The sequence below is a fragment of the Marisediminitalea alba genome, from assembly GCF_002993365.1.
GTDB classification, from domain to species: Bacteria; Pseudomonadota; Gammaproteobacteria; order Enterobacterales; family Alteromonadaceae; genus Alteromonas; species Alteromonas alba.
Genome location: NZ_PVNP01000052.1, coordinates 12,121 through 28,003, shown reverse-complemented (window position 1 = coordinate 28,003; position 15,883 = coordinate 12,121). Strand labels below are relative to the sequence as shown.

Here is a 15,883-nt window from a genome sequence, read left to right as displayed (position 1 = left end):
TCACTGGTTGCTATCTTATTGGGTATGGTAGTCGTCTCTTCGAATAAACATCGGCGCTTCCAAGCTAATACCGACACCAGAAGCGTGCTGTCATTCCACTATCTCGGTCTGAGAGCTATTGCTTGCCGAATAAGATTCACTATGCGACAGTGGAAAGCTGCACTCAAATGGTACAGCTCCATAGTTGACGCTGCCTGGGCCGCAGGCACATGAAATTAAATTCGTGGGGATCCCTCAGTCTCTGACCCCATTATTATTCCCTGATGGTTACTCTACGTCTATTCGCTTCCCTTTCATACGCATTAACGTGCCGTCTTTATCTATAATATGGTGCTTAAGCGCGCCGGCAATATGCAGCAAAATGCAGGCTATCAGCAGATAACCCACGAATTCGTGTATTTCTTCTGCCATTTCACCCAGCTCGACGTTGCGCGGGATCACATCCTGCGGGTTAGCCGGATCGTGATTACCCGGGATCAAATCGATACCAAACAGCGGGATATTATGACCGCCCATGGACGACATAATGACACCGGAAACAGGCATAATCAGCGTGCCCAGAATCAGTACCCAATGCACCGCATGAGCCAGTTTATGCTCCCAGCCTTTATAGTTGCCGGCGGCCAGTGGCCAGCCGTTTTTCATCCGCCAGAATACCCGGCCCAGGGCCAACACCAGCACGATAACGCCAAAGGATTTATGCAGGCCATACAGGCTGTAGTCTTTGTTTTCGGTCATGTAAATGCCAACGGCCAGCAAGGCAATCATCAGCAGCGCCACTGACCAGTGCAGTGAAATGGTGATTTTACTAAATTGCTGTCGGGTGTCTTTCATCATCATGAATTCTCTATAAAGCAGAAAAAGTGTAAGGATTATTTTGAGTTAGCCAGAAGGTGCTATAAACCTTCATCAATTTATCAGTAAATGATAAATCGCAAAGCAGCGCAACAGAAAATAAAAATAACTGCTAACAGATAGCCTTAACTGCTACAACTGGCTATTAAATTCAGCAGCGCTATGCCACTCAGCGGCCATGTTAGTCAGCAACTTTTGCATAGGCAGGTAGTCTTTAAATGGTCTGAAGAAAGGGTCGTACAGACTAATAAAAGGATAAGCCCGGAACCCCAGTTCAAATGCACGGTGCAACCAGTGCACAGCGCGGCTTTTATTGCCGCTGGCGGCATATCCGTAAGCGGTAAATCTGGCCAGCATCCCATTAACCTCAACCACCTTTTCCTGAGCAGCATTAAGCGAAAAGTTTACCGGTTGGTCAAGCAGGTTATCCCTTAATGCACCGGCAATTTGGACAATTAACGGATCGGCGCTGACCGTGTTAAAACCAGCGCAAACAGATTCAGCACGGGTTGATTCGCCATTCAGTGCCAGCACCCAAACCATAAACAAGCGTGCCAGCGGGTTGTCGGGATCAAGGGATAGCATTTCCTGATAAGGGCCAATTGCCTGTGGCAAATTACCGCTCATTAGCTGGTAGTAGCCGGGCATACACCGGCTGAGTGGTGTTAACGGGTCGATGATCTGTAAGGTTTGAATCGATGGCAAGGCGAGGGCCGGTAATCCGGATAGCAGGTAACAATTCGCCAGCAGGGCGAGGCTGTCGGCATCATTTGGCTGATACTCCAGTGCCCGTTTTAATGCTGCAATAGCGGTGTTGATGTCTCCTTGTAAATAGCAAAACCATGCCTGTAAAGACAGCGTATAAAAAGCATCCGAATGGTGTTGGTTCAGAAAGTTAAGAATGCCTTTTACTTTTTCCATAGGAGTTTCAGAGCAATCTGTGCCGGATTCTCGCAACTGCAAATAAACCCGGCCTAAGCTGGCCAGAACAAGCGCGTTGTCCGGCACCATCTGATTAGCTGCATTAAGCAACTCCTGTGCTTTGGCAATGCTTTGCGGTTGCCATTTCAGTGATGCAATTCGGGCCTGATGCAGATACTCCCAGGCGGTTTGATTGGTAAGAATGGTTCGTTGGGAGGGCGCCAGCACTGCTTCTATATTGGACAAAGGCAGGCTGGTCACCAGTTGTGCCACTATTTTTTGCTGTAAGTCCTGCCAGTTTGGTTGGGCTTCATTATATCGAGTGCTCCACACAACACTCTGGTCGCGGGTACTGACCAGACGAACATTCAGACGCGCGCGATCACCCTCGAGCCGCAGACTACCTTCTATCAGGTAGTCCGGCGCTAAGGTCTTTATTTGGTCACTAAAATCTGCTTGCTGCGCAGCAAGCTGTCGCATAGAAGAGAAACTTATCACCATCAGCGCAGGCAGGGTTGATAGGTCGGCGACAATATCGTCACCCAGTGCATCAGCCAGATAGGCTTTATCCTGCGCCTCGCCAAGAAAAGCAAAGGGTATCAGCGCCAGGCGAATTGGCTTATTTACATCACTTTGGACAGATTTAGGTTTGTCAGCGCGTGAGGCAAACCAGGCATCCAGCTCCTGCTGATAGGCAAAGATACGAGCCGCCGATTGGTGATGGTGGCGATGCACAGGCATGCCCTCTGCGGATTCCCAGCGTCGCACTGTGCGTTCGCTGCAAACAAAGTAATTGGCTATGGCTTTCCAGGAGTGAAAGGTTTTTGATTGTTGCGACTTTGTCTTCATACCAGGTATCAGAACTCGGGTTTACCCGCATTTTGGGGTAAGTAAACCAATGGCGCCAGCTAATGACCGCCTGTGACCGCCTGTGACCGCTTGTGTCCGTTTCGCCGTGAAACGTCTTTTTCTATAGTCTCCGGCAGGTCATCAAACTGCAAGGATATATCATGAAAAAGTATAGATTAAGCGTGTTGGCGCTGTTACTCACTGTATTAACAACTGGCGCATTCCCTACGCTGGCTGGTGCGGGTGAGCTTCTTGCGCCGGGCGCTCCGGTTGGTAATCAGCTAAGTGACAAGCGCTGGCAACGGGTCTCTGGTCAGGCGGTGCATTACTTCCCCACGGCTATCCTGCATTCATCCCGGGAAACGCAAGCGGGTAAAATTGAGCGAAGCACAGACACCATTGATCTTACCGGCGATCTCACTGGCCGTATTGTCTATCACGTTACATCAGAGTTTGACTATGCCGCTGGCACGCTGGTGAATACCGGGCATCAGGTTTTCTCTGGGACGGTGTCAGGCGGGGAGCCTGTGTTGCTGCTGGATGATAATTTTATATTCACCGTGGATCTGAATAACGGCGACACGCTTGGCAAAGTGTTTCTTACCCGAACCCTCACTGGCGCAAGAACACAGTGCCGGCTCACTGTTACCGGCACAGGTTTTGATGCCCAGGGTAATGGTCTGGCTGACTACAGTGGCTACTGCCGACACTATGGGCGGGAGTAGGGAGTAATACCTTATTGGCGCGGCGTTAACAACAGCTCTGCGTTGGTTTGATCAAGCTGAAAATGAAACTGTTTTAACACGTTCATGCCCAGTAGCCCGTCGGCTTGCTGCATGGCGGCTTCGGGCATAACAAACACGCCTATGTTACTTAGTTTATAGGGGCCAAGGGTCATGTTATCTATTTGAACCAGGGAGGAGCGAATCGGACCGCCGGCGGTGCGCACATCGAAAAGGCCAATGACCTGAATCTGATTAAAACGCCTGAGTGCTTTGTACAATTCAAAGCTGATAGCAGTGCTGCTCGCGCCGGTATCCAGTAGCAGCGCGGCCGGTCGATTCAGTATTTGTGTTTCAGCAATGTACTGGTCGCCATAGCGGGTCAGGGCTAGTCGTGTTATCGGTGTCTGTTGTGCATCAGCAGGCTTTTCCTCGTTTCTTTCTAAAGAGGGAGCCTGGCCTGGTACAAAGCGCTGACGCAAACTCCGGGCACCGGCATTATTGGCACTTAAATTAGCCAGCACATCTTCCATCAGAGTAAATTTTTGTTGTCTGGCGTAGGCTTCAGCCAGTTTAAGGGTGAGTATCTGGTCGCTACTGTTGAGTTGAAATAACGGCTCCAGGAATTGCGCCAGCATATCCCAGTCACCTGCGTTGTACAGTGCACTGATAGTATTTTTGATTAACCCTGCGCTCCGGCTCGCCAACTCCTCACGCTGCTCGCGATTAAACAGGCTGAGTTCCTGCAAGGCAAAAAGGTGGCTGACGGCCACGCTTAACGGTTCGGTAGCCAGAATATAATCGGCTTCCAGCAATAGCAGTTGGGCCGACTCGGGATTAGCGCGCAGCGCATCAATTAAAAAGCGCTCAACCCGGGCAAATTCGCCCTGGTCAAGCCATTGACGAACGGTGTCGATGTTGGTTGCTGGCGCGTCTGATTCAGCCTGATGAGCTTGGTAAGCCAGAGCTGACTGCTGCGCGGTTAAAACTGGCGGCTTAGTCGCTCGGTCTGTCGTTACCCTATTGTTTGGTTTGTCCGGTGAGCTATCAGTGGCTTTGGATGCTGGTGCAGGCCAGAGCAAATAAATGTTCAGGCTAACGGATAGCAGCAGACAAACCGAGACAACCAGAGCGAAGCGCGACACAGTTTAATCAGCCTGGCTGGCCAGACAAGCTGGCAGGTAAATATTAACAAACGCTTTTGGCATACGAGTTGGCGCACCACTAGCCAGCTTTACGCAGGCAAACTGAGTGTGACCCCGATACACGGTTTCGCCGTCGCTTTCACGTATATACTGAAACTCCCGGGAGAGCGTGATTTTACCGTCGCATTGGGTTATCCAGGTGGCGCAGTGCAACGTGTCGCCCAGTAAAGCTGGTTTTAAATAATTTAATTCGTGGCGGAAGATCACCATGCCCCGGCCGGCTTGCTGATAATGTTCAAGCCCCAGTCCCAACGCTCTGGAATGGGCCCAGGCGAGCTTTTCCTGCTGGCTTAAATAGGCCACGTTGTTCACATGATTGTAGTGGTCGATGTCCTGTGGTTGGATTTCCCAGGAAGTAATAAAGGGCTCTGGATACTGCCAGTCAAAATGGTCAGACATGGGGGAGCGGGTTCTCTTCTGTCAGGTTAACATCAGGGGCGAGCAATTTTTGATTGAGCGCTGTTTCGGTAGCGATAACCGGCTCGATAAAGGCCTTTACATTACCGAGGTCTTTAAAGGCCTCAAAACCCCGTTGCAAGAATTCGTGCATGCTTAGCAGCCCGGCCATTTTCGCCGGTCTTCGGGAAAGCTTAATCAACAGGCCTATGCCCGTAATTTTTACCACATCGGCCAGTTGCTCACCTAATCCTGCCACAATCTGAATTTGTTGGGCGCGGTCATCACCACGCCCCACTTCACGGTAGGCCAGCGCATAGCTCTCTCTGTTGAGTGGTACGTCACCGAGCGCCTGAGCCATTGCCATATCCAAATCGAATGACAGAGCGTTAAGCCACAGTGCCTGCTCAATGGCGTGCATGGCTTTATTCGGTAGGGCTTTAGCGAGTTTTGGAATGACCCGCATTAAGTCAGCATCGCGCTGGCTGAAATCCTTAGGGCCGTAAAGCTCTTCTACAAAAAAATTCATGGCTTTGGCGTAGCTTGGTTTTTGGGCCAGCTCTGCATGGGTGGCCAGCAACCGTTGGCATTGCCATTGTTGCAGCGCCTGGATAGGTGCCAATAACTGCATTTGTTCTGCCAGAGAGCGCCGGGCATTCACCTGACGCAGATGAGCGATAATCTGTTCTACCACAAGGCGTCCTTTTACTACGCTGTCCGGTCATATTCGAATATTGACTGTATAATACCTTAATCATGCTGACAAATCTGGCTCGTGCAGGCAGATTTTGCTATTCTTCGCGGCCATTAAATAACGACTATCACAAACCGAATTCTGTATGCAGCAGGCAGTGGCAGTGGCCATAAAATACGACAATGATGATCCCGACGTAGAACCGTTAATGGCATTGTTCGACCAGACGTTTCTTACCCGGTTCAACACGCGCCTCATCAGAGGCGGCGATGAGCCGGTTTACCTGCCTGCCGACGATCAGACTCCCTATCATCAGGTCGTCTTCGCTCATGGTTATTTTTCCAGTGCACTGCACGAAATAGCGCATTGGTGTATAGCCGGTCAGCAGCGTCGGTTGCTGGAAGATTATGGTTACTGGTATTGCCCTGACGGGCGTGATGCCACGCAGCAGCGTGAGTTTGAACAGGTTGAAGTGAAACCTCAGGCCATCGAATGGGCTATGACTATCGCTGCTAACCGTCGTTTTCAGGTGAGTACTGATAACCTGAATGGCGCCGAGCCGGATCGTGAGAGCTTTACGCGCCGTGTTCGGGCACAATTGCTGTCGTATCTACACTCCGGTTTTCCGCCCCGGGCCGCTCTGTTTATTAATGCGCTGCGAGAAAAGTTTAACGGGCCTGAGTTAAATCAGGCCTGGCTGGATAAGGAGTACCCGCAATGAGTAAACCCTTTCAATTAGGTGTGGTGATTAATCCTTACGCCGGAATTGGTGGTGCAATGGCGCTTAAAGGCAGCGATGGCGAGGCAATTCGGCAGCAGGCGCTGGCGGCGGGAGCGACTAAACTGGCTAACGATAAAATGGCCAGAGCGCTCACAAAACTGGCCTCGTTTAACAATCTTTCAGTACTCACTGCCAGCGGTGAAATGGGTGAACATTGCTGTGCGGCGCTGGGCTTGGATTACCAGATTATTTACACCAGCCAAAGTGCCGAAACAACGCCTGAAGACACCGAAAACGCAGTGCGCGAACTGGTTAATCAAGGCGTGGACCTAATTCTTTTTGCCGGCGGCGACGGTACGGCGCGCAATGTGTGCAGTATTGTGGAAGACAAAGTGCCGGTGCTTGGCGTACCCGCCGGAGTAAAAATTCATTCCGGTGTTTATGCGGTAACGCCCTCGGCAGCCGGTGACGTGGTGGCCAAAATGCTTACCGGTGAACTGGTGAGCGTGCGTCAGGCCGAGGTGCGTGATATCGATGAGTCAGCATTTCGCCAGGGCAAGGTGCGTGCGCAGCATTATGGCGAAATGCAGGTGCCCGACGAACTTACCTACGTGCAGTCAGTAAAAATGGGCGGCCGTGAAGACGAGTCCATGGTGATTAACGAGATTGCCGAATATATAAGCGAAATCATTGCCGAAGACGATGAGCATTTATATGTAATGGGCTCAGGCTCTACCGTTGCTGAAGTGATGGCGCGAATGGGCCTGGCTAACACGTTATTAGGCGTAGATGTGGTAAAAAATGGCGAGGTGATTGCCGCCGATGTGACCGCCTCACAGTTACTGGAACTGGTCAGCCACTCTCCCGCGCGCCTGGTGATCACCGCTATAGGCGGCCAGGGGCACGTGTTTGGCCGCGGCAATCAGCAGCTAAGCCCGGATGTGTTAAGGGCCATTGGCCGCGACAATATCTGGATTGCTGCCACCAAACAGAAGCTTCAGCAGCTCGATGGCCGGCCACTCAGGAGCGACAGCGGCGACGAAAGCCTCGATAGCGAACTGGCCGGGATCATAGCGGTTATCACCGGTTATGACGACCGGGTGTATTATCCGCTGCAGTAGTAACGGCAATTAATTAACAAAATAGTAAGCGAGACACTATGCAACAACAGGTTAAAGCCAGCGATGAATTTGTCACGGCGGTGGAAAAAATTGATAGCGCACTGGATGGTGTGGTTGATCACGGCAGTGACGACGAGCTGTTTATCGCCAGCTACCTGCAGGGGCATTTTGCCGTAGAGGCCCGCAAGCTGGAGCTTGATGAGTCAGCCTCAGTACAGAAGCTCAGTCAAACTATGCAGCAAAGTCTCGAGCAGGCTTTTGCCAATAACGAACTGGAATCCGCCGATCAGCAAGCGGTGGCGGCATTGTGGCAAAAATTGCTGAATGACCTTTAACGGGTGGCAGGTCTTTGCCGCTTTTTGGCTATAAAACCGCGTTAAATCAAGAAAAGTAATCTGGTGCGATAATTGCAAAACTGAACTGTTAACTCAGGTTGGATCCGATTATGCGTCAATACTCTTTGCGAACCATTATTTTTACTACCTTGCTGGGAGCCAGTTTGCTTGGCGGCTGCAGTTCTGGGACGCCGGTCATGGAAATGACCAACGACCAGGTGCCGGTGCCAGCGCTTGGCAATGTGGAGTATCACACCTATGTGCTGGCCAACGAACTGTTTGCCAACGTTCGCCCGGCCCGGCAAACCCGCTATGCGGTGACGGGTTTTGTGCCGGTGGACTCTCTGACCTACGACGAGACCTTTCAGCATCCGTTGCAACTGCTCGGTCATCAGCTTGAAGAAGGGATCCTTACCGAAGCCACAAAACGTGGATTTACCGCTCAAGAGTTTAAGCTGACGAACGATATAATAGTAGGAGAAAAGTCCGACAGGGTGCTGTCGCGCGATATCGGCCAGCTATCTGCCATGGAGCGGGTCGATTTTTTCATTACCGGTACGCTGGTTTATCAGCAGGAAGGGGCAATGGTTAACGCGCGCATTATTAACGCCCGGACCCGCGATGTGGTAGCAGCTGCAACGCGCTTTTTCCCGGCAGAATTGTTTTGGCTGGATGAGCAGGTGACAACCCGTAATGGCCGGCTATATCGTACAGAGAATAAAGGGTAATCATTATGCAAAGGGCAGTAAGGGCAACACGACTTGGCATACTTCTGGTGGCAGCCGCCACGGCAGGCTGTCAGAGTATGGATGAGGAAATGGTGCAAACCACTCAGCCTGAAAAAATGCCATCGCTTAATGTGGTGGACATCACTGCAGCCGATCGCTCAAATCATCAGCCGATGACGGCTGAAGACGTCGATAGCTTTGGTGCACTGGGCCAGCCACCGTTATATTCCAGTGTTCAGGGGGCTTATAAAGGCCGTCCCTTAACCAAGCATGTGGGCGATTACGTCAAGGCCCTGACACAGGACCTGATTGCCAACATGGAATACGTTACCAATAAAACGCCGGTGGGAGTCACCCATTTCGCGTTGCTGGACTCGGATCTGCAGCAAACCAATTTACTTGGTCAGCAAATGGCCGAATCCTTTGTGCACGAACTGCATAAATTCCGCATTCCGGTAATCGATTACAAAGCCACTGACTTTATTCGCATTACCGAAGAGGGCGACTTTGTGCTTACCCGCGATTACCTGGAGCTCGATGCCAGTTTACCCATGGAATATGTCTTAACCGGCACCATGGCTAAGCATCAGGGCGGCGTGATGGTGAATGCCCGCATTATTGGTATTCAATCGCGTGCGGTAGTCGCCAGCGCACAAATGCTCATCCCGTTTTACGTGGCAGACGCGCTGATCCCCAGTGATGGCAGTGAGCGCGGCGGTATGCGTGATGGTGTTAAATTAAGCCGGGGGTAATCATGCGTCAGTTCTTGGCCTGTTTGGTGTGCGCAATGGCGCTGAGCGGTTGTGCCGGCCAGCCTAAAAGTGGTTATTTCTGGTTTGGCAACGATGATGAGGTGCCGCCGCCGGCCGGGCAGACTCAGGTACGCCCGCCAGAAGACAGTGGCCTTGAGTACCGGCCGGATTCGCGTGATATAGAAATGTACCGGGTTCAGCAAAATGTGCGGGGTTATCAGGATCCACTGCAAACCGGCTTCACACCGGGCATGACCCACAAGGCACTAAATGACTACGCAGCCAGCCTGGCTATGGCGCTAATGGACGGTTCGGTGCAGTTGAATACCGATGAGCTAATTGGTATCGCCAGTTTTGTGCGCCTTAACCGTTCGTTACGGGAAACCACCGTGCTGGGCAATCAGCTGTCTGAATACCTGATTGCCGAGTTGCAACAATACGGTCTTGGCGTGGTGGATTTCAAACTGGCAAATAGCCTTGATGTGACTGATTATGGCGATCTGGCGCTAAGTCGGGAAGGTCGGCGTATTGCTAAACGGATGGAAATGGATCATATCCTCACCGGTACGCTGATAGAACAGCCGCGCGGCGTGAATGTGAATGCGCGGATCATTTCTATCGACCAACAGCGGGTAGTGGCCAGTGCCAACGTGTTTATTCCTGCATTTGTGGTAACGTCCCTGGTGCCCATGGCTCCAGTGCTGGATACCGAATAAACTTAAGCTTCCGGCGGGCGCTTAAAAGTGCGCAGCATAAATCTTTCTGGCGCCAGCGCCTGCAATAATGATTCGCTCATTGGCAATGGCTCATGACAAAGCTGGCTGGCCAGTATTTCCGCCATCAGCGGGGCCGTGGTTAACCCTCGGGAGCCCAGTCCGGTTAGCACCAGCAACGCCTGTTCATCGGTAGCCACTTCATACTGACTGTTATGCTTACCTTTATACAAATCACGATAGCGCTCGGTGGTTTTCTGCGGCGGGATAACCGCGCCTACCACGGGTTGATGATCGGCACTGCCCAGGCGTATCGACGCCCTTGCAGTACCATCGTGCTCAATCGACTGAGCCCAATCATAGCCTGCCAATGCTTTGGCGTGAGTGGCCAGGTTCTGCTCACTTTCTTCCTTTCTGCGGGTGGTGCTGGTATCACCTTTTACATAGGTTGAACCAAGGGCATGACGGCCATTCCAGCCCGGGGTTAAGTAACCTTTATGACAAAATACGGTTTTTAACTCGTTTAGCGGAGCTTGTTCGGGAATTGCCTCGACCTGGCCGCGCACCGGTCGTAGCGGTAAATGGGTCAGCTCGGCCATTTCGGCACATTCATGGCCAGCGGCAATCACCACCCGGTCTGCGCGAATTTGTATGCCATCTCCAAGAAGCGCTACGTTCCTGCCATCTTCCGATAACGTCACGCGCTGATTATAAAATTCACTGAGTAAGCCGGTTTTGCGAGCCGCTTCAAGCTGAGCGGCAACCACCTCGGCGGGGCATAACCAGCCGCCTTGTGGTACAAAAAGGCCTTCGCCGTGAATATCAATGCCGCTAATTTTGGTGGCCTCTTCGGCGGTTACCGGCTGGATGAGCTGCGCTGGCCACAAATCTTTTTGCAGCAGATTTTGCTGGCGCTTTTGCACTTCTTTACTGAATCCCATCAGCAGTACACCGCAGGATTGCCAGGTAAAGCTCAGTCCTTTTTCCGCAAGGGCATCATAGTAGCGTCTGGCGTATAAAAAGCCATGAGCCTGGATCATAGCCGGGTTACTCTGGTCGGCCTGAAGTTGCGGATAAAAACCGCCTTGCTGATTGCCTGAGGCTCCGTCGGCGGGGGCAGGGGCCTGGCCAAATAGACTTACCCGGATACCACGTTGGCACAGCGCCAACGCCAGGGTGGAACCGGCAAGGCCGGCACCGATAATAGCGATATGTTGCGTCGGGTTGGCAGGCGTATCGGGATACCGGTAATGCCAGGGCGTGCTAACCCGGTTAGCGGGGGGATTGGCCAGAATGCCGGTGAGCATATCGCGCTTACGGCCGAAGCCATTGCGTTTGGCTATCTCAAAGCCGGCTTCTTTTAAACCGCGCTTAACCACTCCCGCGGCGGTAAAGGTAGCCAGGGTGGCGCCGGTTTTACTTAAGCGAGACATCTGACTAAATAATGCCTCGGTCCACATTTCCGGGTTCTTACTGGGCGCAAAGCCGTCTAAGAACCAAGCATCCACCAGACCGTCTTGCGGGCAGTGCCATTGTGGGAGCAGTTCGTGCACGTCCCCCAGCCATAAATCGATACTGGTTTGCCAGGCATCGAAATTCATGCGATGACAGCCGCTAAGCGCGGGAGGATATTGTTCAACCAGGGCATGGACTTCTTCGCTGACCGACGGGAAAACCGCTAGCGCATGCTGTAAGTCGGCTACTGCCAGCGGGAACTTTTCGGTACTGAGAATAAATAGCCGTTTAAGCGGATGCCCGGGGTTAGCGGCTCTGAATTGTTTAAACTGCTGCATGGCAATAATGCAGTTAAGACCGGTACCAAAACCGGTTTCGGCAATGATAAAGTGCGCTGCCTGCCAGTTTAACCAGCGCTCAGCGAGATCGTTTCCGTTAATGAACACATGCCGGGTTTCATCACAACCGCTGTCGTTAGAAAAATAGACATCATCAAAGCTGTCTGCCACGGGCGTTCCGGACTGGTTAAAATGGACGTTGGCAGATTGCAGGCGTTTACTCATGGCGTGGTGTTTCGGGTTAATCATTGAAAGCGGGCTATAATAACAGTATTAGTAAACGCATAACAGAAATCGAACCTGAAGCCGACATCGCGGTCGAAATACACTACAATGGTAAAATTCTCGGATTGAGGTGGAAATTTGCTACCAAATCACGTAGAACAGGGTCGCAAAAGAGCAGACCACTTAGTGTCATAAAATCATTACCATATGCGGCACTAACGCAAAAGGATAATTATGAGAAGAGCAGTTATTACAGGGCTGGGTATTGTATCCAGTATCGGCATAAATCAAGAACAAGTTACCGCCTCACTCAAAGCAGGCAAATCTGGTATTACCTTTTCCGAAGAGTTTGCAGAAATGGGCATGCGTAGCCAGGTATGGGGCAACGTCGATATCGATTTCAGCGAGCATATCGACCGTAAAGTAATGCGCTTCATGGGCGACGCGGCCGCTTATGCTTACGTGGCCATGAAACAAGCTATTGAAGATAGCGGCCTTAGCGAAGAGCAGGTATCAAATATTCGTACCGGTATTGTAGCGGGTTCTGGTGGTGGTTCGTCCAAAAACCAGGTCGGCTCAGCAGACGTGATCCGCGAAAAAGGCGTGAAGCGTGTAGGCCCTTATATGGTGCCGCGTTGCATGGGCTCAACCGTTTCTGCTTGTCTGGCCACGCCATTTAAAATTTTAGGCGTTAACTATTCAATTTCTTCAGCCTGTGCCACCAGTGCTCACTGTATTGGTCACGCAATGGAACTTATCCAACTGGGTAAGCAGGACGTGGTATTTGCCGGGGGCGGTGAAGAGCTGAGCTGGGCATTGTCTGGTCAGTTTGATGCCATGGGTGCATTGTCGAAAAAGTACAATGACGACCCGGCAACCGCATCACGCACCTACGACGCAGACCGCGACGGTTTTGTTAGTTCTGGCGGTGGCGGTATGGTTGTGGTTGAAGAGCTTGAGCACGCTCTGGCCCGCGGTGCCACGATCTATGCAGAAATAGTCGGCTATGGCGCGACCTCTGACGGTTACGACATGGTTGCACCATCCGGCGAAGGTGCTGTGCGTTGTATGCAAATGGCGCTACAAGGCGTTGACGATCCAATCGATTACCTCAATACCCACGGTACTTCCACACCTGTAGGTGACGTAAAAGAGTTAGCTGCCATTCAGGAAGTCTTCGGTCAATCCGGTGTACCGCTGGCCTCAACCAAATCGCTGACAGGTCACGCTTTAGGTGCTGCAGGGGTTAACGAGGCCATTTACAGCCTGTTAATGATGAAGCACGGCTTTATTGCGCCGTCGATCAACATTGACAACCTTGACGAAGCGGCGGCAGGCCTTGACGTGGTAACCTCTACCCGTGAAGCCACGCTGAACACCGTAATGTCAAACAGCTTCGGCTTTGGTGGTACCAATGCGTCGCTGGTAATGAAACGCTTCGAAAAATAAGCGCAGTTATTCAGCCGGAGCGACCGCTCCGGCTGTTATTCCCATTTGTTGTTAAACCGCACTGAATAGTTTTTCGGTTCCCCGCGAACTTACGATAAACTCCTACCCCATGAAAATACGTTACGAAAACTCGTTGCCGCTGGCAGCAGAATATTTTGGCAGCTTTGGTGAAGCTTCAGGTTATGACGTTGGCACGCTAACGCCTGAGCAACTGGTAGATTTTGACGTACTGGCTGTGCGTTCGACTACCCGGGTGACGCCTGAATTGCTTAATTGTGCTAATCGGCTAACTCTGGTCGGTACGGCAACGGCGGGGATTAATCATCTGGATACCCGCTACCTGGATGCGCAGGGGATTTACTGGATGTCGGCGGCCGGATGTAACGCACAGGCCGTGGCTGAGTACGTGCTAAGTGTGCTGTGTAATGCGCACCTCGAAGACATTACTGACCTAAAGCGCGCCCGGGTAGGCATTGTTGGGGCTGGCCACGTAGGCAGTGCATTATCGCGCTTACTCGACGTTCTCGGCATCGAGTATGTGTTGTATGACCCGCCGCTGGCAGAGCAGGGTGATGAACGCCCTTTTACTGACTGGCTGACTATTCTGAACTGCGACGTAATTACTTTGCATGTTCCCTTTGTGCAAAACGGAGCTTTCCCCACCGATAAAATGATCGATGCAGAGGTGCTGGCCGGTTTGAGTGCTAAGCAATTGCTTATCAACGCCTGTCGTGGCGAGGTCATAGATGAGGTGGCGTTAAAGCAGCGTTTAATGGCGGGCGATGGTCCTACGGTAGTGCTGGATGTGTTTGCCAATGAGCCGGATATTGATGCCGATTTGCTGCAGTACCTGTGGCTCGCGACACCGCACATAGCCGGGCATACTCTGGAAGGTAAATACTCCGGTACCCAGATGGTATATGAGGCCATTTGTGATCTTGCCGGACAAACACCCGAGAAATCACTGGATGATTTTTTACCCGAACGGCCAAATTTACACGTAGACCTTGAATTATGTAGCGATCAAGGCGACAATCTCGCCCCCGCCATAGCACTCGTGCTGTCGGTATACGATGTAAAAGAAGACAATAATCATTTTCGTAAGGGGCTGGCAGGGCCAACGAGTTTCACTGCCATGCGAAAACAGTACAGAGTTCGACGCGAATTAGCCGGTCATAAGGTTGAATGTTCGCAGCAACCGGACTCAGCGATTGCAACGCAACTTGCAAAATTAGGCTTTAACCTAAAATAACGACAGAACAGAAAAAGTCAGTTTTTTTAAAGGGCAGATACCTGCCAAGTTAGAGTATTAGGAGCTTAACCTACTATGTCACAAGCCTTTAACGTTGCCGTTCTTGGTGCCACCGGTCTGGTTGGTCAGACCATGATTGAAATTCTGGAACAACGGAAGTTTCCGGTTGCAAAACTGTATCCGTTAGCCAGTAAACGTTCTGCCGGCGGTACGATTACGTTTAAGGGCGAAGAAGTAGAAGTGCTGGACGCCGAAGAATTTGACTGGACCCAGGTGCAGTTTGGTTTCTTCTCTGCTGGTGGCAGTGTGTCGGCAGAATTTGCCCCACGCGCCGCAGAAGCCGGGTGTATCGTGATTGATAACACTTCACATTACCGCTATGAGCCGGATATCCCGCTGGTAGTGCCGGAAGTCAACGCTCACGCGCTGGCAGATTTCCGTAACCGTAATATCATTGCCAACCCGAACTGTTCTACCATTCAGATGTTGGTGGCGTTAAAGCCAATCCAGGACGCTGTGGGCATTGAGCGCATTAACGTTTGTACTTATCAGTCTGTTTCAGGTGCGGGTAAATCTGCTATGGAAGAGCTGGCTAAGCAAACAGCCGATCTGCTGAGCTCGCGTGAAATCACGCCGGAAGCCTTCAGCCGCCAGATCGCTTTTAATGCGATCCCGCAAATCGATGTCTTTATGGACAATGATTACACCAAAGAAGAAATGAAAATGTCCTGGGAAACCAAGAAAATCATGGGTGACGACACCATTCTGGTTAACCCTACAGCGGTTCGTGTACCGGTGTTCTTTGGTCATGGTGAAGCCATCCACATTGAAACCCGTCAGCCAATCGATGCTGAAGAAGTGAAGCAACTGCTGGCCAATGCGCCGGGCGTAAAGGTATACGAAACCCGCGAAGAGTTCCCTACCCAGGTAAGCAGTGCCAGTGGTAACGACGAAGTCCACGTTGGGCGTATTCGCAACGATATTACCCATCCAAACGGTATCAACATGTGGGTCGTGTCTGACAACATCCGTAAGGGTGCTGCGACTAATAGCGTACAGATAGCAGAAACACTGGTTCGCGATTATTTGTAAGCTAACACGCTGGGCGTTCTAAACTTCTGACCAATTTGGTCGATAACACAAAAGCGGGCT

The 15,883-nt window shown here is 51.5% G+C and carries 16 protein-coding genes; 10 read left to right on the top strand and 6 right to left on the bottom strand.

What is annotated here, in order from left to right; all coding sequences use genetic code 11:
- Nucleotides 1–267: 267 nt before the first annotated feature.
- Together C6Y40_RS06835 and C6Y40_RS06830 are read right to left on the bottom strand one after the other, a co-directional pair.
- Complete coding sequence (locus C6Y40_RS06835; protein ID WP_240621868.1) at nucleotides 268–840, bottom strand: cytochrome b; 573 nt, start codon at nucleotides 838–840, stop codon at nucleotides 268–270.
- A gap of 147 nt (nucleotides 841–987) precedes the next feature.
- Nucleotides 988–2,625, bottom strand: coding sequence for a tetratricopeptide repeat protein (locus tag C6Y40_RS06830; protein WP_105933948.1), 1,638 nt, complete (start codon nucleotides 2,623–2,625; stop codon nucleotides 988–990).
- Nucleotides 2,626–2,786: 161 nt separating this feature from the next.
- On the opposite strand from C6Y40_RS06830, the gene C6Y40_RS06825 reads away from it, so the two are divergent.
- Nucleotides 2,787–3,350, top strand: coding sequence for a hypothetical protein (locus tag C6Y40_RS06825; RefSeq protein ID WP_105933947.1), 564 nt, complete (start codon nucleotides 2,787–2,789; stop codon nucleotides 3,348–3,350).
- Nucleotides 3,351–3,361: 11 nt separating this feature from the next.
- On the opposite strand, the gene C6Y40_RS06820 is transcribed toward C6Y40_RS06825, so the two are convergent.
- From C6Y40_RS06820 to C6Y40_RS06810, 3 genes are read right to left on the bottom strand one after another with little or no spacing between them, the layout of a single operon-like run.
- Complete coding sequence (locus C6Y40_RS06820) at nucleotides 3,362–4,492, bottom strand: retropepsin-like aspartic protease (RefSeq protein WP_105933946.1); 1,131 nt, start codon at nucleotides 4,490–4,492, stop codon at nucleotides 3,362–3,364.
- Between the two features lie 3 nt (nucleotides 4,493–4,495).
- Complete coding sequence (locus tag C6Y40_RS06815; protein ID WP_105933945.1) at nucleotides 4,496–4,951, bottom strand: acyl-CoA thioesterase; 456 nt, start codon at nucleotides 4,949–4,951, stop codon at nucleotides 4,496–4,498.
- A complete protein-coding gene (locus C6Y40_RS06810; RefSeq protein ID WP_105933944.1) occupies nucleotides 4,944–5,642 on the bottom strand; it encodes a DUF8198 family protein in 699 nt (232 codons plus the stop codon). The genes C6Y40_RS06815 and C6Y40_RS06810 overlap by 8 nt, the downstream gene beginning before the upstream one ends.
- A gap of 145 nt (nucleotides 5,643–5,787) precedes the next feature.
- Between C6Y40_RS06810 and C6Y40_RS06805 the strand changes: the two genes are divergently transcribed.
- The 6 genes from C6Y40_RS06805 (at nucleotide 5,788) to C6Y40_RS06780 (ending at nucleotide 10,015) form a co-directional block, all read left to right on the top strand.
- A complete protein-coding gene (locus C6Y40_RS06805) occupies nucleotides 5,788–6,363 on the top strand; it encodes an elongation factor P hydroxylase (RefSeq protein WP_105933943.1) in 576 nt (191 codons plus the stop codon).
- Nucleotides 6,360–7,484, top strand: coding sequence for an ATP-NAD kinase family protein (locus C6Y40_RS06800; RefSeq protein WP_105933942.1), 1,125 nt, complete (start codon nucleotides 6,360–6,362; stop codon nucleotides 7,482–7,484). Before C6Y40_RS06805 ends, C6Y40_RS06800 begins: the two co-directional genes overlap by 4 nt.
- 38 nt (nucleotides 7,485–7,522) lie before the next feature.
- Nucleotides 7,523–7,819, top strand: a complete 297-nt coding sequence (locus tag C6Y40_RS06795; protein ID WP_105933941.1) for a YfcL family protein — start codon at nucleotides 7,523–7,525, stop codon at nucleotides 7,817–7,819.
- 110 nt (nucleotides 7,820–7,929) lie between these two features.
- The gene (locus tag C6Y40_RS06790) at nucleotides 7,930–8,547 is read left to right on the top strand and encodes a FlgO family outer membrane protein (RefSeq protein WP_105933940.1); all 618 of its coding nucleotides are present in this window, start codon (nucleotides 7,930–7,932) and stop codon (nucleotides 8,545–8,547) included.
- A gap of 5 nt (nucleotides 8,548–8,552) precedes the next feature.
- The gene (locus tag C6Y40_RS06785) at nucleotides 8,553–9,299 is read left to right on the top strand and encodes a FlgO family outer membrane protein (RefSeq protein ID WP_170308428.1); all 747 of its coding nucleotides are present in this window, start codon (nucleotides 8,553–8,555) and stop codon (nucleotides 9,297–9,299) included.
- Nucleotides 9,300–9,301: 2 nt separating this feature from the next.
- On the top strand, nucleotides 9,302–10,015 hold the full coding sequence (locus tag C6Y40_RS06780) for a FlgO family outer membrane protein (RefSeq protein WP_105933938.1): 714 nt from the start codon (nucleotides 9,302–9,304) through the stop codon (nucleotides 10,013–10,015).
- A 2-nt stretch (nucleotides 10,016–10,017) separates the two neighbouring features.
- Here the strand turns inward: C6Y40_RS06780 and mnmC are convergent, their stop codons facing one another.
- Nucleotides 10,018–12,054 carry a bifunctional tRNA (5-methylaminomethyl-2-thiouridine)(34)-methyltransferase MnmC2/FAD-dependent 5-carboxymethylaminomethyl-2-thiouridine(34) oxidoreductase MnmC1 gene (mnmC, locus tag C6Y40_RS06775; protein WP_240621867.1) on the bottom strand — a complete coding sequence of 679 codons (2,037 nt, stop codon included), beginning with the start codon at nucleotides 12,052–12,054 and terminating at the stop codon, nucleotides 10,018–10,020.
- Nucleotides 12,055–12,264: 210 nt separating this feature from the next.
- Here mnmC and fabB point away from each other — a divergent pair, with 210 nt between their 5' ends.
- From fabB to C6Y40_RS06760, 3 genes are all read left to right on the top strand, one after another.
- Complete coding sequence (gene fabB / locus C6Y40_RS06770) at nucleotides 12,265–13,479, top strand: beta-ketoacyl-ACP synthase I (RefSeq protein ID WP_105933937.1); 1,215 nt, start codon at nucleotides 12,265–12,267, stop codon at nucleotides 13,477–13,479.
- A gap of 109 nt (nucleotides 13,480–13,588) precedes the next feature.
- Nucleotides 13,589–14,731, top strand: a complete 1,143-nt coding sequence (locus tag C6Y40_RS06765; RefSeq protein WP_105933936.1) for a 4-phosphoerythronate dehydrogenase — start codon at nucleotides 13,589–13,591, stop codon at nucleotides 14,729–14,731.
- 75 nt (nucleotides 14,732–14,806) lie between these two features.
- On the top strand, nucleotides 14,807–15,823 hold the full coding sequence (locus tag C6Y40_RS06760; RefSeq protein ID WP_105933935.1) for an aspartate-semialdehyde dehydrogenase: 1,017 nt from the start codon (nucleotides 14,807–14,809) through the stop codon (nucleotides 15,821–15,823).
- The last annotated feature ends 60 nt before the right edge of the window (nucleotides 15,824–15,883 follow it).